Source organism: Pseudomonas sp. AC247 (assembly GCF_979258015.1).
Map to the genome: position 1 here is coordinate 1,102,002 of NZ_OZ409829.1, position 21,048 is coordinate 1,123,049.

The 21,048-nt window shown below is 58.9% G+C and carries 13 protein-coding genes; 7 read left to right on the forward strand and 6 right to left on the reverse strand.

Annotation, left to right across the window (positions count from 1 at the left end; genetic code table 11):
* Nucleotides 1-3: 3 nt before the first annotated feature.
* Entirely contained in the window at nt 4-4,515 is a 4,512-nt protein-coding gene (locus tag ACZZ0B_RS05285; RefSeq protein WP_463544525.1) for a deaminase domain-containing protein, read from the reverse strand.
* Between the two features lie 175 nt (nt 4,516-4,690).
* Between ACZZ0B_RS05285 and ACZZ0B_RS05290 the strand changes: the two genes are divergently transcribed.
* Together ACZZ0B_RS05290 and ACZZ0B_RS05295 are read left to right on the forward strand one after the other, a co-directional pair.
* Nucleotides 4,691-7,150, forward strand: coding sequence for an EAL domain-containing protein (locus ACZZ0B_RS05290; RefSeq protein WP_463544526.1), 2,460 nt, complete (start codon nt 4,691-4,693; stop codon nt 7,148-7,150).
* A 78-nt stretch (nt 7,151-7,228) separates the two neighbouring features.
* Nucleotides 7,229-7,990 carry a TenA family transcriptional regulator gene (locus ACZZ0B_RS05295; RefSeq protein WP_463544527.1) on the forward strand — a complete coding sequence of 254 codons (762 nt, stop codon included), beginning with the start codon at nt 7,229-7,231 and terminating at the stop codon, nt 7,988-7,990.
* Nucleotides 7,991-8,129: 139 nt separating this feature from the next.
* Here the strand turns inward: ACZZ0B_RS05295 and ACZZ0B_RS05300 are convergent, their stop codons facing one another.
* The 5 genes from ACZZ0B_RS05300 to ACZZ0B_RS05320 all read right to left on the reverse strand — a co-directional run bounded on the left by ACZZ0B_RS05300 (nt 8,130) and on the right by ACZZ0B_RS05320 (nt 13,097).
* On the reverse strand, nt 8,130-9,056 hold the full coding sequence (locus tag ACZZ0B_RS05300; RefSeq protein ID WP_158835726.1) for a GGDEF domain-containing protein: 927 nt from the start codon (nt 9,054-9,056) through the stop codon (nt 8,130-8,132).
* A 361-nt stretch (nt 9,057-9,417) separates the two neighbouring features.
* The gene (locus tag ACZZ0B_RS05305; protein WP_095125179.1) at nt 9,418-10,158 is read right to left on the reverse strand and encodes a YciK family oxidoreductase; all 741 of its coding nucleotides are present in this window, start codon (nt 10,156-10,158) and stop codon (nt 9,418-9,420) included.
* A 172-nt stretch (nt 10,159-10,330) separates the two neighbouring features.
* Entirely contained in the window at nt 10,331-11,002 is a 672-nt protein-coding gene (gene mupP / locus ACZZ0B_RS05310) for an N-acetylmuramic acid 6-phosphate phosphatase MupP (RefSeq protein WP_463544528.1), read from the reverse strand.
* Between the two features lie 4 nt (nt 11,003-11,006).
* Nucleotides 11,007-11,705 (reverse strand): bifunctional 2-polyprenyl-6-hydroxyphenol methylase/3-demethylubiquinol 3-O-methyltransferase UbiG, encoded by a 699-nt coding sequence (gene ubiG / locus ACZZ0B_RS05315; protein ID WP_008079776.1) that lies wholly within the window; start codon nt 11,703-11,705, stop codon nt 11,007-11,009.
* Between the two features lie 57 nt (nt 11,706-11,762).
* Complete coding sequence (locus tag ACZZ0B_RS05320) at nt 11,763-13,097, reverse strand: TRZ/ATZ family hydrolase (protein WP_463544529.1); 1,335 nt, start codon at nt 13,095-13,097, stop codon at nt 11,763-11,765.
* 108 nt (nt 13,098-13,205) lie between these two features.
* Between ACZZ0B_RS05320 and mtnA the strand changes: the two genes are divergently transcribed.
* The 5 genes from mtnA (at nt 13,206) to hisC (ending at nt 21,025) form a co-directional block, all read left to right on the forward strand.
* Nucleotides 13,206-14,282, forward strand: a complete 1,077-nt coding sequence (mtnA, locus tag ACZZ0B_RS05325; protein WP_463544530.1) for an S-methyl-5-thioribose-1-phosphate isomerase — start codon at nt 13,206-13,208, stop codon at nt 14,280-14,282.
* Nucleotides 14,283-14,715: 433 nt separating this feature from the next.
* Nucleotides 14,716-17,490, forward strand: a complete 2,775-nt coding sequence (gyrA, locus tag ACZZ0B_RS05330) for a DNA gyrase subunit A (RefSeq protein WP_008079779.1) — start codon at nt 14,716-14,718, stop codon at nt 17,488-17,490.
* A gap of 229 nt (nt 17,491-17,719) precedes the next feature.
* The gene (serC, locus tag ACZZ0B_RS05335) at nt 17,720-18,805 is read left to right on the forward strand and encodes a 3-phosphoserine/phosphohydroxythreonine transaminase (protein WP_463544531.1); all 1,086 of its coding nucleotides are present in this window, start codon (nt 17,720-17,722) and stop codon (nt 18,803-18,805) included.
* Nucleotides 18,805-19,899, forward strand: coding sequence for a prephenate dehydratase (gene pheA / locus ACZZ0B_RS05340; protein ID WP_007908404.1), 1,095 nt, complete (start codon nt 18,805-18,807; stop codon nt 19,897-19,899). Before serC ends, pheA begins: the two co-directional genes overlap by 1 nt.
* Before the next feature lie 13 nt (nt 19,900-19,912).
* Nucleotides 19,913-21,025 (forward strand): histidinol-phosphate transaminase, encoded by a 1,113-nt coding sequence (hisC, locus tag ACZZ0B_RS05345; protein WP_463544532.1) that lies wholly within the window; start codon nt 19,913-19,915, stop codon nt 21,023-21,025.
* The last annotated feature ends 23 nt before the right edge of the window (nt 21,026-21,048 follow it).

The following is a 21,048-nucleotide window of genomic DNA, read 5'->3' on the forward strand; positions in this document are numbered from 1 at the left end:
TGCTCACTTCCAGAGCACGTTCATCGCGTCCGGGCTGCCGTCATAGCCGAATTGTTTCATCACCACCGCGCAGGAGTCGCACGGCGCCATGGTTGTGGCAATGGTGATCGAATTCAGCGTCTTCGCATCCGGGTATTTTTCGCGAATCACCCGGATGAGCTTGCTTTCGGTATCCAGTGACGTCGGCCGTGACGTCAGGGCGGGCGTGTAGGTCTCGATGTTGTCGATGGTGTGTGGAATCGCACGGATCTTTCCCGCAGCGGAGACGTTGAGTGAAGTCGCCGCAAACCGGTGGTCATGATCGATGTTGAAGTAAGTGATGTTGCCAAGCGTGACCTGAGCGTTATCCGGGTGACGGGCAAACAGTGGCAGGAATGCCGTATCACCCTGCTGTCCAGAGACGCTGACGTACACCTCTCGACTCCCCGTTTGCGTAGTGATCTCGGCGAAGGCGATGTTTCTCGGGCTGTGCAGTTTTTTTCTGGTTTTCTGGCTGATGAGTAACTGCAGTTGCTGCATGGTGTTATCGATTTTCAGCGCTTTTGCATTGGCTGCCTTCGCGTCAAAGGTAATCACGGTTTTTTCGAACAGTGCGTTGAACACCCGCGCGGTCGTCTCGCGAGCGCTGTCCGGCGCGGCGCGGGATAACGACCAGGTCGCAGCGCCATCACTGGAGTGCCTGACGATCATTCGTGTGGAGTGGTCGAAGAGCACCGCTTCACCGGGGCTGGTGTCGACTTTGATCCGGCGCAACGTATCGGGCGGGTTGCTGTGGCCGCCAATCGGCACGGCGATTTTATCCATGGCTTTCATTGCGCGCTCGACGGCGGTTATGCCATAGATTCGGGCGATGTTGTTAGCGTTCAACGAGCCGATGTACACCGTCGTCAGTTCTTGGCGCAGCTGCGCCGACAGGGTGGCGGCCTGCTTGAACAACAACGGATCCTTGAGGCTCTGTCCCTTGGCGAGTTCGGCGACGTAAAAGCCCCCGGCGTTCAAACGCATGAACACGAGCTGCGTAGAGTCATGCATGTCCTGGCTGATCGTCGCGCCGACCTGGAACGTGTCAGTCAGGGATCCTCCCGGCCTCGGCAGATTGACGCAGACCCGCCCATACATACCTTTCTGGAATGTCATCGTGGCGTTGAGTCTGGTGTGTTGGCCTATATCGGCTGCACGCAACGGGGCGTGCCCGGCGGCCGGTATATAAATGCTGTCACCGAACCAGGTGGCCCAGCCCTTGCTGTCATCAAAGCTGCCCGGCGCAGGCGTTGGCGCCGGATCGCGGGTGACATAACGGGTTTCGCAGACCTCGTTGCCGGGTGCGCGTCGCACCCGGCAAGGCAGCATTTTCACTCGTTGGCTATCGTCGATCAAGTCTGCGCGGCGTAGCACATCGCCGTCCAGGCGATAGGCCACGTCATCGATCAACAGGGTAGTCCTGCCGTCGGCTTCAAGCAGTTCGCGAACCCGGGATTGCTGTGAGATTTCAATCAGCGAATGGCCATCGGCATTGCCCACCGAATTGTACGTGGAGCGCCCCGGCGACAGCTCCGTCGATGTCATCAGCAGTCGCGGGCCGTAAGGCTTGAGCGAGAGTGGCTCAATCAGAAAGTATCGATTGCCTGCCGGTGTGGCGATGCTGCGCACCGGCACATCATTGATGCCTTTGAAGGTGGCCAGGTCATCACCCTGCGCCAAGGGTTTCCAGGCGCCCGGATCGGTTACCTGCGTAATGCCTTTCACCAAATCGTAGTGCGCAGTGGTGGCTATCAAGGTGCGAACCCCGGTAAGACTGCTGCGTCCCGCGCGGTACAGCACGCGCCCTGTCAACAGCAGCGATTGACGCGACAGTTTGAGGCTGGCAGAGACAACCGCCAGCGGATTGAGATTTTTCAGGGTGGCGTTGAGCAATTTGCCGGACACCTTGCTGAAAGCAGGCAATGCTGAACGAATACCGATCCGGCTGGCGGTAGCCGCCAGCCGGATAGAACCCGCAGCAAATTTTCCCAGAGGCACGGCGAACGAAAGCACGTCAACGACAAGCCCCGCCACACCCAGCAAGCGGGTACCAAAATCGTCGGATTTCAGGTCGTCGATACCGCCCCAGAACGGCACGAAAGGCTTGATGGATTCTAGCCAGTGGCCGGCCGCCTTATCGCGGTCGAACGCCGTTTCTCCCCATGCTACCGAGCGTAGTTCGTCGACGTTGTAATAAAACAAAACTTCGGCAACGAGGGCGGCGATCTTCTGAGTGCGAGGTGAGTTCAGTATCAGGCCACTGTGAATGGAATGTGCGGCAGGCGGTGCGGGTAATGAGCCGAGCCGAGAAATGAACGCTCGGCACGTGGCGTCCTCCAGCGGCACTGTTCCTTGGTGATAAGCCTGCCAATCAAGGGGCAACTGCTTGTTGGTGCGGGCGTTAAGCGGCCCCATGTCTTTAAATATGAGGGTTTTTCTGATGGCTGGCCCGAGGTGTTCGGCGGTGATGTCGTGTCTGCGGCGGATAATGCCGGCACGCGGCAGGCATTCATAGAAACGCGAATCGCCCTCTATTGGCTTGGCTTCCAGCAAAAAGCCCAACCGCGCTTGCCGTGACGGCGGGATTTCTTCGCCTGTAGTGAGAGAGGACATCTCGTTGAGAATCTGATTGAGGGAATGGATGCGTACTTCACCCTGTGCCAGCGCCTCGCGCTCGTCCCACGGCAGCGATATCAGCAAATGTCTGATCAGGCAGGCGTAAGCTTTCTTGCTGTCCGCCACATAGCCTTCGAAACGCTGATTGAACGTGAGCTCGATGTCCGGCAGGAACTCGCTATAGAACGCTGGTAATCCCGACGTGCGAAAGGTGCGCCACTTTTCGTCCGTCTCAACGCGGTTATCGCTTGAAAGCACAATCCAGTTCTGGCGTGGTATGCCATCGAGAATCACCGACCATTTCTGGCCATGTTTGAACCCGCCTCCAGCGTAGACCTCGGCAAACTCATACGCGGAGGCTTTGATGTCGGGCAGTATGATGACTGCGCGTTTGCTCCTGCCGGTGACGGCTTTCGCAAGCCTCAGACCTTTGGGCATTTTATTGAGAGGAAAGCCGCGGGCAATTTCAGCTTTTGCAATGTCCAGTCTTGGCTCAGGTTGCGCGTTCAGTTGGCTGATTGCCTGACTCAGTTCCTGGGTCGAGTTGTCCAGCGTTGACAGCGCTTCGGTGATAGAAACCACAGTCAAATCACCCAAGGCAGCGGCAGCAGCCCAGCGTTGCGCCGGTTCGGCGCGGGTCAATGCGATCAGTTGCATCAGCTCATTCGAGGCGTTTTCGCTCTGACGGAGCGGCAGGTCGATCAATTGTTGAAAGCTCAACCGATGCAGCAAGCCTGGCTCAAGTGCTTGTGCCAGATTGACGCCGTGGACGAAATTGACCCAGGCAATCGAGCTGGCGTAAGGAAGATCAGGCGGAACATCCGGTACCGCGAAGTCGCTGGAGTATTTAGACAGAAGCAGGTGGCCCACCAACACCTGTTCCAGAGTCTCGGCCTCTGTTTCACGGACGATCGCGTATTCACTCAAGTGCTTTTCGAAGTCGCGGCGTAATGTCTGATAGCTCTTGCCGCGATGTTCCCTGCTGTTTAGATCAAACCCCACGAGGGTGCCGGGCTGGTGGCCGTGTGAACTCGAGTACCACAGGCGCAAGGCTTCAGCGACGAGGTGTGGAGAGATGTCGGGCGGCGGCTGTTCGTCTGCTTTTGCGCCGTACCAGTTGAGCCACTGGACCAAATCTTCTGCCAATGCCTGGGCCTTGGGGCAATTGAGCAACCGGTCGAGACTGCGCATTGGGCTGGCGCGTACTTGCTCGACGGTTGCGTCAGGCAGTGCTTGTCTGACGAGGGAATCGATGGCACTCGTCTCGTTCTTGGCCACTATGTTTTCAACTGCGGCCACCACGTACTTATGTTCATCTGGCTGGAAAAGACTGTTGATATCAGCAACGGTGCCCAGTCTCAGGCGGTGAATGGCCCGAGCTTCTTCAACGTAAAGGATCAATGCATCGAGCTGCTTGAACAGCGCGGGGGGGACGCCGTAAAAACTCAGGGCAATGCAGATCGGCAACATGGCGTCGGCGCGCAGGTTCCCGCCAAGCACTCTGTTTCCCCGTTCGACAGCGCTGAACAAGCCCCGCAATTGAGGGAACTCCTCTGGCTCGAGGTACGCATGGCCGCCGCCAATTCTGGTGGTTTCATAAGTCGTCCGCTGGCCTTCGATGGTGACTTCCATGCGACGTGCGTTCAGCTTCCGCTGCGCCAGTGTGGCCAGGTAGATCGGGTTTTTCATCAACTGTGCAAGTGAAGAAAGCGCGTCCATGTGGACGCGGTGCAGTGGTGTATTTGATGCTGGAATGTAGTAACAGCCTTCAATCTCGCTGGACGTTTCCTTGACGCTGTTCAAGCGAACCAGCAGTCCATCGTATTCGTTGAGCAAAGCGATATGTTGTTGAGAAGGTGTAATGGGTGAGGGCGTCATGATCGGCAGTGCCTTTGCAAATGAGGAGAGTCACCAGTTTCATGGCTTCACCCGATTGCGTGGCGGTACATATATATCGGCGTCTATGCCGCTTGCCGGGAGCGCAAACGCCTCCTAGTCTTGGTGGGTGGTCTGATCGGAAGGGATGGTCAGGCAGTGCCATACAAGGGATCCCATGAAGCAAAAGCGGACTCTCGGAACGCCACGGTTGCTTGGCATCGTCTGGCCATTCATCGCCGTCGTGTTGTTTCAGGCGTTATTGGGCGGTGTGAGTCTCTATGTCCTGTCGGCCGTTCGCGGTTACGTGGCAGGCGAAAGTCTGTGGTCCAAAGGCCAGAAAGACGCCATCTATTACCTGAACCTGTACGCCGACAGCCGCGACGAGGCGATCTTACTCAAGTATCAAAGCGCGATCGCGGTCCCTCAGGGCGGGCATCAACTACGCGTGGCGCTGGATCATCAGCCGCCCGATCTGGCGTCTGCCCGCGATGGCATTCTCAAGGGCGGCAACCACCCGGACGACGTTTCCAGCCTGATCTGGCTGTACCTCAACTTTCGTCATTTCAGTTATCTGGAAACCGCCATCGACCGCTGGACGGTCGGCGACGCCTATCTGGTCGAACTGGATAACGTGGCTCAGGAGATGCATCGGAGCATCACTGGCAACACGGCGGGCGAGGCGGACATTCGTCGCTGGAAGGCGCAGATTTTTGCCATCAACGACGCTGTGACTCCGGCGGCCAAGGCGTTCAGTGATGCCTTGGGCGAGGGGTCGCGGATGATTCTGCGCCTGCTGCTGTTGACCAACCTTGCCACGGCGCTGGGGCTGATCGTGCTGGCGCTGTTGCGCACGCACAAGCTGCTCAAGCAGCGCCATGCCTTCGCCGAGGCGCTGCAACTGGAGAAGGACCGGGCCCACGTCACCCTGCATTCGATCGGCGACGGGGTGATCACCACTGACGTTGCCGGGGCCATCGATTACATGAACCCGGCCGCCGAGGCCATGACGCACTGGAAAGCCGAGCAGGCTGCCGGTTTGCCCTTGGCGGCGCTCTTCAACCTGCTCGACGACAACGCGCAGACCGAAGGGCTGACACTGATCGAGCACATCCTCAGTGGCAAACTCAGTGGTGGCAGCGAGCATTCGAAACTGATCCAGCGCCTCGACGGCAGTACAGTATCGGTGACGCTGGTGGGCGCACCGATCCGCAATGCCGGCAAAGTCAGTGGCACGGTGCTGGTGCTGCACGACATGACGCAGGAGCGGCAATACATTGCCAACCTGTCGTGGCAGGCGACCCACGATGCGCTGACCGGGTTGGCCAACCGCCGTGAGTTCGAATATCGCTTGGAGCAGGCGCTGCACAATCTCACCCGTCAGGGCGGGCGGCATGCGTTGATGTTTCTCGATCTGGATCAATTCAAACTGGTCAACGACACCTGTGGGCATGCCGCCGGCGATGAACTGTTGCGGCATATCTGCGCGTTGCTGCAGTCCGGTTTGCGCGAGGGCGACACCTTGGCGCGATTGGGCGGTGACGAATTCGGCATTCTTCTGGAGAACTGTGCGCTGGAGGCGGCCGAGAAGATCGCCGACAGCCTGCGCCAGACCGTGCAGAACCTGCATTTCGTGTGGAAGGGCCGGCCATTTCTGACCACCGTCAGTATCGGCCTGGTGCATGTCGGCCAGACGCCGACCACCCTCGAAGCGTCGTTGCGTGCCGCCGACATGGCCTGCTACATGGCCAAGGAAAAGGGCCGTAATCGGGTGCAGGTCTACCACGCCGACGATTCGGAGTTGTCGTTGCGCTTCGGTGAGATGGCCTGGGTACAGCGCTTGCACATGGCACTGGAGGAGAACCGGTTTTGTCTGTACGCCCAGGAAATTGCGCCGTTGGGTGCCGCCGGGGGAGAGCGTGCGCACATCGAAATTCTGCTGCGTCTGCATGATGAAGCGGGGCGGATGATTCTCCCGGACAGTTTCATTCCGGCCGCTGAACGTTATGGTTTGATGAGTCAGTTAGATCGTTGGGTAGTGCAAAACGTATTTAAGGTTATTGCTCAATGTATTGCCGAAGAACATGAAGGTCCTTTGGCGATGTGTGCGATTAATCTGTCAGGCATTACTATAGGAGATGACGCGTTTTTACACTTCCTACGGGAACAGTTTGTTAACTACGCCATACCGCCTGAAATGATTTGTTTTGAAATTACCGAAACCAGTGCGATTTCAAATTTAGGCAGCGCAATACGTTTTATTAATGAACTCAAAGGTTTAGGTTGTTACTTCTCGCTGGATGACTTTTGTGCCGGAATGTCTTCATTCGCATATCTGAAACATTTACCTGTAGACTTCCTGAAGATCGACGGGAGTTTCGTAAAGGATATGCTGGACGACCCGATTAACCGCGCAATGGTCGAAGTGATCAATCACATCGGGCATGTCATGGGTAAGCAGACAATTGCCGAGTTTGTTGAAACAACCCAGATCGAGCAGGCGTTGCTTGAGATCGGGGTTGATTACGCTCAGGGTTATGTTATTGAACGCCCGCAATTGTTTACCTGTGACAGTTTGCAAAGTCGGCCCGCCAGACCGCAGCCGCTGTTATTCAAAGCGCCTGGCACGTTCCGTTGAAGTCTCTCGCCGATCCTTATAATCACAATCAAAAGGAGCCGAACAGTGATCGACACATTCAACCGAACCGGACCACTCATGGAAGCTGCAAGTTATCCTGCCTGGGCACAACAGCTCATTGAGGATTGCAGCGAGAGCAAGCGCCGGGTTGTCGAACATGAGTTGTATATGCGCATGCGGGATAACAAGCTCAGTGCCAAAACCATGCGCCAGTATCTGGTCGGGGGCTGGCCGGTAGTTGAGCAGTTCGCGTTATACATGGCGCAGAACCTGACCAAGACCAAGTTTGCCCGCCACCCTGGCGAAGACATGGCGCGGCGTTGGCTGATGCGCAACATTCGCGTTGAACTCAATCATGCCGATTACTGGCTGCACTGGAGTCGCGCCCATGGTGTCAGCCTGGAAGACTTGCAGGCGCAGCAAGTGCCGCCGGAACTGCACGCCTTGAGTCATTGGTGCTGGCACACCAGTTCCGCCGATTCGCTGATTGTCGCCATCGCCGCGACCAATTACGCAATCGAAGGCGCGACCGGTGAGTGGTCTGCACTGGTCTGCTCGACGGGGGTATACGCCGCCGCGTTCCCGGAAGATGATCGCAAGCGCGCGATGAAGTGGCTGAAGATGCACGCGCAGTACGACGATGCGCATCCGTGGGAAGCGCTGGAGATCATTTGCACCCTGGCCGGCATGAACCCGAGTATGGCTCTGCAAACCGAGTTGCGTCAGGCGGTGTGCAAGAGCTACGACTATATGTACCTGTTCCTCGAACGCTGCATGCAACTGGAGACGTCCGAGCGTTTGCTGGTAAGCCGTGAGCGCCGGGCTGTCGTCGAAAGTTGATTACAGCTGACACCGCGTAAAAAAATGTAGGAGTGAGCCTGATCGCGATGGCGCAATGTCAGTCAACATCAATGTTGAATGTCGGACCGCATCGCGAGCAGGCTCGCTCCTACAGTTGTTTTGGGTTGGCCGGGGGAGATTAACCCGCCATCGCCAAGCGGTTGCGGCCTTCGCGTTTGGCCACATATAGCGCGCTATCCGCACGGCGCAGCAGGCTTTCCGCCGATTCGCCCGGCAGCAGCGTCGAACAGCCGAGGCTCACCGTCAGCTCGATCAACTGGCCATCGGCGTAATACTCGGCCGCTTGCGCCGCGTAACGCAGGCGTTCACCGACCATCGCCGCCGGTTCGCGGCTGGTGTTCGACAGCAGAATCAGAAATTCCTCGCCGCCATAACGAAAGACCATGTCGACATTGCGCAGTTGGCCCTTGATCGACGCGGCAACGGCTTTGAGTACGTCATCGCCGGCGCTGTGGCCGTGGCTGTCGTTGACCCGTTTGAAGTGATCGATATCGAGCATCAACACCGATAGTGGTTGCAGGTGCCGACGCGACATTTCGATCTCGCGCTGCAGGGTCTGCTCCATGGCAATGCGGTTACCGGCACCGGTCAACGGATCGCGCAAGGCGCTCTGGGTCGCGGCGCGGTAGAGCAGGGCGTTGCGCATCGGGAACAGCAACGACGACAGCAGCGACTCCAGATTGCCTTGTTCATGATCGTTGAAACGCTGATTGCGGCGGAACACCAGTTCGCCCATGTGCTCACCTTCGTGGCTCAGGCTGTAACTGACGGAATGATGACCGCGCGCGCCAAACTCCAGGCGCAGGTCGCTGCCCTTGTGCACGTAGCTCAAGGCGTCCAGCGGCACCAGACGCTGAACTTCGCGGAAAAACAGACCGAGGATGCGTTGTGGTTCGAGACTGGTTTGCAGTTGCAGGCTCAGTTGCTGGCGCAATTGCGCAAGACTGGCGGGCCGCTCCAGAAGTGGCGGCTGCTGACCGAAACCCAGGCGTTGCAATTTGGCACTGTCGAAGTCAATTGCATTGGTCTGGGAAGGTGATTTCATATGGCGTGAGCCCCTAAGCAGTAAGTCTGTCTTACAGGCTGGGTGAGAGCGGCTATGGGCTGCGCGTCATACTGATCCATCAGTCCCGTAGGACATTTGGCATAAGTTTAGTCTGCCTGATGACGATTAGTAAGCTATCGAAATCGGCCTTGCCCCATTGCCTTCACACGGCATGCTTTGAGGAAATTTAGAGCGAAAGTCGTGCCATTCGGTTCAGGTTTATTAAAACCCTTTGTATTCAATGGCTTGTGTTATTTCGGAGTGGAAGGGCGCTGGATAATTGACTCAATTGTTGCAGTCGGCAGCGGCAAATGCCTGCCGCGACGGGATTCCGCCACGGCAACAAAAGCGACGTATGGCATTACTGGGCGTTGAATGCCTGGCCGTTGATACCGCTGCTGTCCGGCCCCATCAGGTAGAGGTAGACCGGCATGATCTCCTCGGGCGTCGGGTTGTTCAGCGGGTTTTCCCCTGGATAAGCCTGAGCGCGCATGCTGGTGCGGGTGCCGCCCGGGTTGATGCTGTTGGAGCGCACCGGTGCAACGCCGTCGACCTCATCGGCCAGGGTTTGCATCAAGCCTTCGGTAGCGAACTTCGACACGCCATAAGCGCCCCAGTATGCGCGGCCCTTGCGACCAACACTGCTGGAGGTGAACACCACCGACGCATCCTGCGAGAGCTTGAGCAGCGGCAACAAGGTGCTGGTCAGCATGAACATGGCGTTGACGTTGACCTGCATGACGCGCATGAAATTTTCCCCGGACAACTGCTCGATCGGCGTGCGCGGACCAATGATCGAAGCATTGTGCAGCAGGCCATCGAGGTGGCCGAACTCAGTCTCGATCATTGCCGCCAGCTCATCGTATTGATGGGGCAGAGCGGTTTCGAGGTTGAACGGGATCACCGCCGGTTGTGGGTGGCCCGCGGCTTCGATCTCGTCGTAGACCTGGGTCAGATTGGCCTCGGTCTTGCCCAGCAGCAGCACGGTCGCGCCGTGAGCGGCGTAGGTTTTCGCCGCAGCCGCGCCAATGCCACGACCGGCACCGGTGACCAGAATGACCCGATCCTTGAGCAATTCGGGGCGAGCGGAGTAATCAAACATAAAAACCTCACAATCCATTCATGAAGACCTGCTTCACCCTGTGGGAGGGGATTTATCCCCGTTCGGCGGCGAAGCCGTCGCAAAACCTGTGTGTCACATCGCCTGGATGAAAGCGGGGGCCGCTTCGCAGCCCAACGGGGATAAATCCCCTCGCCACAAGATCTGATTCAGATCAGCAGCTGCAAATCGCGCTGTCGAGCACCTTGCGCAACTCCGACGGGTGATCCACCACCACATCCGCGCCCCAATGCCGTGGGTTGTCGTCCGGGTGGATGTAGCCAAACGTCACCGCCGCCGTTTTCGTGCCAGCATCGCGGCCCGACTCGATATCACGCAGATCATCGCCTACAAACAACACCGTCGACGGATCCAGATCAAGCATCTTGCACGCAAGGATCAACGGTTCCGGATCCGGCTTGCTGTTCTTCACGTGATCCGGGCAGATCAGCAACGCCGAACGCTCGGCCAGCCCCAGCTGCTGCATGATCGGCTCGGCAAAGCGCAGCGGCTTGTTGGTGACCACGCCCCAGACCAGATTGGCTTTTTCAATGTCGGCGAGCAATTCGTCCATGCCGTCGAACAACTTGCTGTGTACCGCACAGCCGACCAGATAGCGCTCGAGAAACTCCAGGCGCAGCTCCTCGAAGCCCGGTGATTCCGGGTCCATCGAGAATGTCACTGCAACCATGGCTTTGGCGCCGCCGGAGATCTCGTCGCGGATGTGCTTGTCGTTGATCGGCGGCAAGCCACGATCCGCGCGCATGGCCTGGCAGATGGCGATGAAGTCCGGCGCCGTGTCGAGCAGGGTGCCGTCCATGTCGAAAAGGACTGCTCTGATGGCCATCGACTTATTCCTCGCGCAGGGTCTGGATCATGTAGTTGACGTCAACGTCGCTGGCCAGTTTGTAGTGCTTGGTCAGCGGGTTGTAGGTCAGGCCGATGATGTCCTTGACGGTCAGGCCGGCCATGCGGCTCCAGGCGCCGAGCTCGGACGGGCGGATGAATTTCTTGAAGTCGTGGGTGCCGCGCGGCAGCAACTTCATGATGTATTCGGCGCCGACGATGGCAAACAGATAGGCCTTCGGGTTGCGGTTGATGGTCGAGAAGAACACTTGGCCACCGGGCTTGACCATACGGAAGCAGGCGCGGATGACCGACGATGGATCCGGTACGTGCTCAAGCATTTCAAGGCAGGTGACGACGTCGAACTGCTCAGGCATTTCTTCTGCGAGGTCTTCGGCAGTGATCTGGCGGTATTCGACGTTGACGCCGGATTCCAGCTGATGCAGTTGCGCGACCGCCAGCGGCGCTTCGCCCATGTCGATGCCCATGACGGTGGCGCCACGCTGGGCCATCGCTTCGCTGAGGATGCCGCCACCGCAACCGACGTCGAGGACTTTCTTGCCGGCCAGATTGACCCGCTCGTCTATCCAGTTGACCCGCAGCGGGTTGATGTCGTGCAGCGGTTTGAACTCGCTTTCACGATCCCACCAGCGATGGGCCAGGGCTTCGAATTTGGCGATTTCGGCGTGGTCGACGTTGCTCATGTTAAATCCTCTAAAACTTGAAAAAGGGCTGTAGCCCCGGAGTTTGCCCCGGGGTGTTTACGATTCGGTGTGGCCGCTGATGCGCTGGCCCCAGGCCCGGGCGGTGGCGCCCAGTTGCTCTTCGTCCATGCGCGTCAGGCGCCGGTCGTCGAGCAGTTGCTTGCCGGCGACCCACAGGTGTTTCACGCAGTCGCGACCGGTGGCATAGATCAGCTGCGAAACCGGGTCGTAGACCGGTTGCTGGGCCAGACCGGACAGGTCGAAGGCGACGATGTCGGCGGCTTTGCCGATTTCCAGCGAGCCGACTTGCGCCTCGATCCCCAATGCTCGCGCGCCATTCAATGTGGCCATGCGCAGCGCACGATGGGCGTCCAGCGCGGTGGCCGAGCCGGCGACGGCTTTGGCCAGCAGTGCGGCGGTGCGGGTTTCGCCGAGCAGGTCGAGATCGTTGTTGCTGGCCGCGCCATCAGTGCCGACTGCGACATTCACTCCAGCCTGCCACAAACGCTCTACCGGGCAGAAGCCGCTGGCCAGTTTGAGATTGGATTCCGGGCAATGGATCACGCTGGTGTTGCTTTCTACCAGCAACGCCAGGTCGTCATCGCTGATCTGGGTCATGTGCACGGCCTGGAAGCGTGGGCCGAGCAGGCCCAGGCGACCGAGGCGGGCCAGCGGGCGTTCGCCGCGCTGCTCCAGCGCTTGCTGGACTTCGAACGCGGTTTCGTGGACGTGCATGTGGATCGACGCGTCCAGTTCCTCGGCGATCACGCGGATTTTTTCCAGATTCTCGTCGCCGACGGTGTACGGTGCATGAGGGCCGAAGGTGATCTTGATGCGTTCGTGATGCTTCAAGTCGCCGAACAGCTCGACGCCTTGGCGAATCGCTTCATCGGCACTGCTGGCGCCCGGGATCGGGAAATCTAGGATCGGAATCGCGATTTGCGCACGAATGCCGCTGTTGTGCACGCGCTCGCTGGCGACTTTCGGGAAAAAATACATGTCCGAGAAGCAGGTGATGCCGCCCTTGATCTGCTCGGCGATGGCCAGATCAGTGCCGTCGCGGACGAAATCTTCATCGACCCATTTCGCTTCGGCCGGCCAGATGTGGTTTTCCAGCCAGGTCATCAGCGGCAGATCATCGGCCAGGCCGCGGAACAGTGTCATCGCCGCGTGGCCGTGGGCGTTGATCAGACCGGGGGCGAGCAGCACGTCCGGCAATTCGCGGACTTCGCTGGCGTTACACTTTAATGCTTCGGCGCGCGGGCCGATAAACACGATGCGACCGTCGCGGATGCCCAGGCCATGCTCCTTGAGCACAACGCCTGCAGGTTCGACGGGTACCAGCCAGGTCGGCAGCAATAATAAGTCGAGCGCAATGGCAGGTTTCGGCATCGAGGGTCGGTTCCAGTGCTTTTGTAAAGGATGGCGAAGTATACCCGAGCGTCTTCGCGGGGGGATCGCTATAATCGGCGGCTTTTGTTCATGAGTGCGGGGTGTGGGATGCGCGATCGACTGTTGGCTGCGGAGAAAGTGAAGGCCATCGAGTGGCGAGACGGCGCGCTGCACCTGCTGGATCAGCGTATTTTGCCGTTCGAAGAAACCTGGATTGCCTACACCAGCGCCGCCGGCGTCGCTGAGGCGATTCGCTCGATGGTGGTGCGTGGCGCACCGGCCATCGGCATCAGTGCGGCCTATGGCATCGTGCTCGCGGCCCGTGCGCGGATTGCTGAAGGTGGCGACTGGTACGCGGCGCTGGAAGAGGATTTCGCCTTGCTGGCCGATTCCCGTCCGACCGCAGTCAATCTGTTCTGGGCGCTGGGTCGTATGCATGATCGACTGGATCGCCTGAAAGCAAACGCCGATCCGCTGGCGGCGCTCGAAGCTGAGGCGATCGCCATTCATGAAAGCGACCGCGAAGCCAACCTGACCATGGCGCAGCTCGGCGTCGACCTGATCCGCAAGCATCAGGGCAATGCTCAGGCGATCCTGACCCACTGCAACACTGGCGCGCTGGCCACGGGCGGTTTCGGCACGGCACTGGGTGTGATTCGCGCAGCCTTTATTGAAGGCATGGTCGAGCGCGTTTACGCCGACGAAACCCGTCCATGGCTGCAAGGCTCGCGTTTGACTGCGTGGGAACTGGCCAACGAAGGCATTCCGGTGACCCTGAATGCCGACTCCGCCGCTGCGCACATCATGAAAACCAAGGGTGTGACCTGGGTGATTGTTGGCGCCGACCGCATTACCGCCAACGGTGACGTGGCGAACAAGATCGGCACCTATCAACTGGCGGTCAACGCCATGCACCACGGTGTGCGTTTCATGGTGGTGGCGCCGAGTTCGACCATCGACATGAACCTGGCCAGCGGCGACGACATCCCGATCGAAGAACGCGATGGCGCCGAGCTGCTGGAAGTCGGCGGCAAGCGCGTCGGTGCCGACGTTGAAGCGTTCAATCCGGTGTTTGACGTGACGCCGGCGGATCTGATCGATGCGATCGTCACCGAGAAAGGCATCGTCGAGCGCCCGGATACCGCGAAAATGGCCCAGTTGATGTGCCGCAAACGCCTGCACTAATGCGGTGACACTCAATGTAGGAGCTGCCGAAGGCTGCGATCTTTTGACTTTATCTTCTAAAAACAAAATCAAAAGGTCGCAGCCTTCGGCAGCTCATACATGTGTGTCTACCCTTAAATGTCAATAAACATCGCTAATCCACACCACAAATCTGCGCTCAAAGAAGCTCTGAGCCTCTCTCGTCCCCGTTAAGCCTGTCACCGGTCAACTAACTATGCTCCATGCGCATCTGGGGGATAGGTGCGTGGCGGCCTTTGTGATAACATCCGGCGTTTTCCGAGGCAGCTTCACGAAGCTGTCTTTACTGCGCAAATCCGCGATCCAATGTTGATTTGTCGTAAGTCGGCGCATGGCACTCGGCCGGCCCCGACGAGCTTCGTTGCTCCCACATGGATATGACGAAGTTTCACCAGAAAAAGGAATCAGGCTTCTCATGGGCGAACTGGCCAAAGAAATCCTCCCGGTCAATATCGAAGACGAGCTGAAGCAGTCCTACCTCGACTACGCGATGAGCGTAATCGTCGGCCGTGCACTGCCGGATGCGCGCGATGGCCTCAAGCCCGTGCACCGTCGCGTACTGTTCGCGATGAGCGAGCTGGGCAACGACTACAACAAGCCGTACAAGAAATCTGCCCGTGTTGTCGGCGACGTGATCGGTAAGTATCACCCGCACGGTGACACTGCCGTGTACGACACCATCGTTCGTATGGCCCAGCCTTTCTCCCTGCGCTATCTGCTGGTAGACGGTCAGGGTAACTTCGGTTCGGTCGACGGCGACAACGCTGCGGCGATGCGATACACCGAAGTGCGCATGACCAAGCTGGCGCACGAGCTGCTGGCCGACCTGCACAAAGAAACCGTGGACTGGGTGCCGAACTACGACGGCACCGAAATGATCCCGGCGGTCATGCCGACCCGTATTCCCAACCTGCTGGTCAACGGCTCCAGCGGTATCGCCGTGGGCATGGCGACCAACATCCCGCCGCACAACCTCGGTGAAGTCATCGACGGTTGCCTGGCGCTCATCGACAACCCTGAGCTGACCGTCGATGAACTGATGCAATACATCCCCGGCCCGGACTTCCCGACCGCGGCGATCATTAACGGTCGCGCCGGCATCATCGAAGCCTACCGCACTGGTCGCGGCCGTATTTACATGCGCGCCCGCTCGATCATTGAAGACATCGACAAGGTCGGTGGCCGTCAGCAGATCGTTATCACCGAACTTCCTTACCAGTTGAACAAGGCGCGTCTGATCGAGAAGATCGCCGAACTGGTTAAAGAGAAGAAGCTGGAAGGCATCACCGAACTGCGCGACGAATCCGACAAGGACGGTATGCGCGTCGTGATCGAACTGCGTCGCGGCGAAGTGCCTGAGGTGATCCTCAACAACCTCTACGCCCAGACCCAGCTGCAATCGGTATTCGGCATCAACATCGTTGCGCTGATCGACGGCCGCCCACGCATCCTGAACCTCAAGGATCTGCTGGAAGCCTTCGTCCGTCACCGTCGCGAAGTGGTCACCCGCCGTACCGTTTTCGAACTGCGCAAGGCGCGCGAGCGTGGTCACATCCTCGAAGGTCAGGCCGTTGCCCTGTCGAACATCGACCCGGTCATCGCGCTGATCAAGGCTTCGCCGACGCCGTCGGAAGCCAAGGAAGCGCTGATCAGCACCGCGTGGGAATCCTCCGCCGTGGTTGCGATGGTTGAGCGTGCCGGTGCTGATTCCTGCCGTCCGGAGACTCTGGATCCGCAATACGGTCTGCGCGAAGGCAAGTACTTCCTGTCGCCAGAACAGGCGCAAGCCATTCTGGAACTGCGTCTGCACCGTCTGACCGGTCTGGAACACGAAAAACTGCTGGCCGAGTATCAAGAGATTCTCAACCAGATCGGCGAGCTGATCCGCATCCTCAACAGCGCTGTGCGCCTGATGGAAGTGATCCGCGAAGAGCTGGAAGTGATTCGTGCCGAATACGGCGACGTGCGCCGCACCGAAATTCTCGATGCCCGTCTCGATCTGACCTTGGGTGACATGATCCCGGAAGAAGAGCGCGTTGTGACGATTTCCCACGGTGGCTACGCCAAGACCCAGCCATTGGCTGCGTACCAGGCTCAGCGTCGTGGCGGTAAAGGCAAATCGGCCACCGGCGTCAAGGATGAGGACTACATCGCTCACCTGCTGGTTGCCAACAGCCACACCACGCTGTTGCTGTTCTCCAGCAAGGGCAAGGTGTACTGGCTCAAGACCTACGAGATTCCGGAAGCGTCCCGCGCTGCCCGTGGTCGTCCGCTGGTCAACCTTCTGCCATTGAGCGAAGGCGAATACATCACCACCATGTTGCCGGTCGATCTCGAAGCCATGAAGCGTCAGGCTGAAGAAGAAGAGGCTGAAGGCGTTGAGGTTGATGTAGAAGAAATCGAAAACAGCAACGAGACCGACGAAGAGCGTCGTGCCCGTATCAAGGCTGCTGACCGCAAGAAAGCACCGTTCATCTTCATGTCGACCGCCAACGGCACCGTGAAGAAAACTCCGCTGGTGGCCTTCAGCCGTCAGCGCAGCGTTGGCCTGATCGCGCTGGAGCTGGACGAAGGCGACATCCTGATCTCCGCTGCTGTCACCGACGGCGAGCAGGAAATCATGCTGTTCTCCGACGGCGGCAAGGTAACGCGCTTCAAGGAATCCGAAGTTCGCGCCATGGGCCGTACCGCCCGCGGTGTGCGTGGCATGCGTCTGCCAGAAGGGCAGAAGCTGATCTCCATGCTGATTCCGGAAGAAGGCAGCGAAATCCTCACCGCTTCCGAGCGCGGCTATGGCAAGCGTACGGCGATCACCGAGTTCCCTGAGTACAAGCGTGGCGGTCAGGGCGTTATCGCCATGGTCAGCAACGAACGTAACGGCCGTCTGGTCGGCGCGGTTCAGGTGCAGGACGGTGAAGAGATCATGCTGATCTCCGATCAGGGCACATTGGTGCGTACCCGTGTCGACGAAGTGTCGAGCCTGGGTCGTAACACGCAAGGTGTGACGTTGATCAAACTGGCCAAGGATGAAACCCTGGTCGGTCTGGAGCGGGTTCAGGAGCCTTCGGAAATCGAAGGTGAAGAGCTTGAAGGGGAAGAGGGCGAGGAATTCGAAGGCACCGTCGTGATCGACGATGCTGTTGAAGACCAGCAACTCGACGCCGCAGCAGACGAAGAACCGCAAGAATAAGCGGGCAACCAAGGGGGCGGATGAAAATTCGCCCCCTTGTTATTTGTCCTGTTTGAAAATTTGCAACACTGCACGGGATCGTTCCCACGCTTTGCGTGGGAATGCCGCTCGGGACGCTCCGCGTCCCATGACGCAGAGCGTCATTGGATGCATTCCCACGCAGAGCGTGGGAACGATCATCCGCAGACTAAAAGATTTAAGTGACCACCAAATCAGAGCGAGATTGGATGTGAGCAAGCGAGCCTATAACTTCTGCGCCGGTCCTGCGGCGCTTCCTGAAGCTGTCCTGCAGCGCGCCCAGGGTGAACTCCTTGATTGGCACGGCAAGGGTCTGTCGGTCATGGAAATGAGCCATCGCAGCGATGAGTTCGTGTCCATTGCCACCCAGGCCGAGCAGGATCTGCGTGACCTGCTGAATATCCCGTCGAACTACAAAGTGCTGTTTCTGCAAGGTGGCGCCAGCCAGCAATTCGCGCAGATTCCACTGAACCTGTTGCCTGAAGGCGGTTCTGCCGACTATATCGACACCGGTATCTGGTCGCAGAAAGCCATCGAAGAAGCCTCGCGTTACGGCCACGTCAACGTTGCCGCCACCGCCAAGCCTTACGACTATTTCGCCATCCCGGGCCAGAACGAGTGGAAGCTGTCAAAAGACGCCGCTTACGTTCACTACGCGCCGAACGAAACCATCGGTGGTCTGGAATTCCAGTGGATCCCGGAAGTCGGTGACGTGCCGCTGGTGGCTGACATGTCTTCCGACATTCTGTCGCGCCCGGTCGATATCTCGCGCTTCGGCATGATCTACGCTGGCGCGCAGAAGAACATCGGCCCGAGCGGCATCGTCGTCAACATCATCCGCGAAGACTTGCTCGGCAAGGCGCGTGCGCTGTGCCCGACCATGCTCGACTACAAAGTCGCAGCGGATAACGGCTCGATGTACAACACCCCGCCGACCCTGGCCTGGTACCTGTCCGGTCTGGTGTTCCAGTGGCTGAAGGAGCAGGGCGGCGTTGATGCGATCGCCAAACTCAACGACGTCAAGCAGCGCACGCTGTATGACTTCATCGACGCCAGCGGTCTCTACAGCAACCCGATCAACAAGTCGGACCGCTCGTGGATGAACGTGCCGTTCCGTCTGGCCGATGATCGCCTGGACAAGTCATTCCTCGTCGGTGCCGAAGAACGCGGCCTGCTCAATCTGAAAGGCCACCGCTCCGTGGGCGGCATGCGCGCCTCCATCTATAACGCTGTCGACATCACCGCGGTCAACGCGCTGGTGGCGTACATGGCTGAATTCGAGAAGGAACACGGCTGATGTCCGAGCAAGAACTCAAGGCACTGCGCGTTCGCATTGACGCTCTGGACACCAAAGTCATGGAGCTGATCAGTGAGCGTGCGCGTTGCGCCCAGGAAGTCGCGCGAGTAAAGATGGCCTCGCTGGCCGAAGGCGAAGTGCCGGTGTTCTATCGTCCTGAGCGCGAAGCTCAGGTGCTCAAGCGGGTGATGGAGCGCAATCAGGGGCCGCTGGGCAACGAAGAGATGGCGCGGTTGTTCCGCGAAATCATGTCGTCGTGCCTGGCGCTGGAGCAGCCGCTGAAAGTGGCTTACCTCGGCCCGGAAGGCACTTTCACCCAGGCAGCGGCGATGAAGCACTTCGGCCACGCCGTCATCAGCAAGCCGATGGCAGCTATCGACGAAGTGTTCCGTGAAGTGGCGGCCGGTGCGGTGAATTTTGGCGTGGTGCCGGTGGAAAACTCCACCGAAGGCGCGGTCAATCACACGCTGGACAGCTTCCTCGAACACGACATGGTCATCTGTGGCGAAGTCGAGTTGCGCATTCACCATCATCTGTTGGTGGGTGAAAACACCAAGACCGACAGCATCAGCCGCATCTATTCCCATGCGCAGTCGCTGGCCCAGTGCCGCAAGTGGCTGGACGCGCATTACCCGAATGTTGAACGCGTCGCGGTTTCCAGCAACGCCGAAGCGGCCAAGCGGGTTAAAGGCGAGTGGAATTCGGCGGCGATTGCCGGTGATATGGCGGCAGGGCTGTATGGCCTGACCCGTCTGGCCGAGAAGATCGAAGACCGTCCGGACAACTCGACGCGCTTCCTGATGATCGGTAATCAGGAAGTGCCGCCGACCGGCGACGACAAGACCTCGATCATCGTGTCGATGAGCAACAAACCCGGCGCGCTGCACGAGCTGCTGGTGCCGTTCCACGACAACGGGATCGACCTGACCCGCATCGAAACCCGTCCGTCGCGCAGCGGCAAATGGACTTACGTATTCTTCATCGACTTCGTCGGCCACCACCGTGATCCGTTGATCAAAGGTGTGCTGGAAAAGATCAGTCAGGAAGCAGTAGCACTCAAAGTGCTGGGTTCCTACCCGAAAGCAGTTCTCTAAGGGGCGGTAGCAAATGAGTGGCAACTTCCTCGCTCTGGCACAGCCGGGCGTGCAACAACTTTCGCCGTACGTTCCGGGCAAGCCTGTGGACGAACTGGCGCGCGAGCTGGATCTGGATCCGGCGAAAATCGTCAAACTGGCGAGCAACGAAAACCCGCTGGGCGCCAGTCCGAAAGCCTTGGCGGCGATCCGTGAAGAGCTGGCCGAGCTGACCCGTTATCCGGATGGCAATGGTTTCGCATTGAAATCCTTGCTGGCCGAGCAGTGCCGCGTCGAGCTGAACCAGGTCACGCTGGGCAATGGTTCCAATGACATTCTCGAACTGGTCGCGCGCGCCTATCTGGCGCCGGGCCTGAATGCGGTGTTCAGTGAGCACGCTTTCGCTGTGTACCCAATTGCCACTCAGGCGGTCGGCGCGCAAGCCAAAGTGGTGCCGGCCAAGAATTGGGGGCATGACTTGCCTGCAATGCTCGCGGCCATCGATGCCAACACCCGCGTGGTGTTCATCGCCAACCCGAACAACCCGACCGGCACCTGGTTCGGCACAGAAGCGCTGGACGAGTTCCTCCAGGATGTTCCGGAGCACGTGTTGGTGGTGCTGGATGAGGCGTACATCGAGTACGCCGAAGGCAGCGATCTGCCTGATGGTCTGGATTTCCTCGCCGCGTACCCGAATCTGCTGGTTTCGCGCACCTTCTCCAAGGCCTACGGCTTGGCGGCATTGCGCGTTGGTTACGGTCTGTCGACTCCGGTTGTTGCTGACGTGCTGAACCGCGTTCGCCAGCCGTTCAACGTCAACAGCCTCGCGTTGGCAGCAGCCTGCGCAGCGCTGAAAGACGAGGAGTATCTGGCGCAAAGCCGTCAGCTCAACGAGTCGGGCATGCAGCAGTTGCAGGCCGGGTTCCGTGAGCTGGGTCTGGGCTGGATCGAGTCGAAAGGCAACTTCATCTGCGTCGATCTCGGCCAGGTTGCAGCCCCTGTGTTCCAGGGCTTGCTGCGCGAAGGCGTGATCGTGCGTCCAGTGGCCAATTACGGCATGCCGAACCACCTGCGGGTGACCATCGGTCTGCCAGCGGAAAACAGCCGTTTCCTTGAAGCGCTGCGCAAGGTTCTGGCTCGTGGGTGATGTCACTGCAATGCAATCTGCTG

Excerpts from the sequence above, each read along its gene's own strand:
- ACZZ0B_RS05285 (WP_463544525.1), bottom strand. The coding sequence starts at position 4,515 with ATGACGCCCTCACCCATTACACCTTCTCAACAACATATCGCTTTGCTC.
- ACZZ0B_RS05290 (WP_463544526.1), top strand. The coding sequence starts at position 4,691 with ATGAAGCAAAAGCGGACTCTCGGAACGCCACGGTTGCTTGGCATCGTC.
- ACZZ0B_RS05295 (WP_463544527.1), top strand. The coding sequence starts at position 7,229 with ATGGAAGCTGCAAGTTATCCTGCCTGGGCACAACAGCTCATTGAGGAT.
- ACZZ0B_RS05300 (WP_158835726.1), bottom strand. The coding sequence starts at position 9,056 with ATGAAATCACCTTCCCAGACCAATGCAATTGACTTCGACAGTGCCAAA.
- ACZZ0B_RS05305 (WP_095125179.1), bottom strand. The coding sequence starts at position 10,158 with ATGTTTGATTACTCCGCTCGCCCCGAATTGCTCAAGGATCGGGTCATT.
- mupP (WP_463544528.1), bottom strand. The coding sequence starts at position 11,002 with ATGGCCATCAGAGCAGTCCTTTTCGACATGGACGGCACCCTGCTCGAC.
- ubiG (WP_008079776.1), bottom strand. The coding sequence starts at position 11,705 with ATGAGCAACGTCGACCACGCCGAAATCGCCAAATTCGAAGCCCTGGCC.
- ACZZ0B_RS05320 (WP_463544529.1), bottom strand. The coding sequence starts at position 13,097 with ATGCCGAAACCTGCCATTGCGCTCGACTTATTATTGCTGCCGACCTGG.
- mtnA (WP_463544530.1), top strand. The coding sequence starts at position 13,206 with ATGCGCGATCGACTGTTGGCTGCGGAGAAAGTGAAGGCCATCGAGTGG.
- gyrA (WP_008079779.1), top strand. The coding sequence starts at position 14,716 with ATGGGCGAACTGGCCAAAGAAATCCTCCCGGTCAATATCGAAGACGAG.
- pheA (WP_007908404.1), top strand. The coding sequence starts at position 18,805 with ATGTCCGAGCAAGAACTCAAGGCACTGCGCGTTCGCATTGACGCTCTG.
- hisC (WP_463544532.1), top strand. The coding sequence starts at position 19,913 with ATGAGTGGCAACTTCCTCGCTCTGGCACAGCCGGGCGTGCAACAACTT.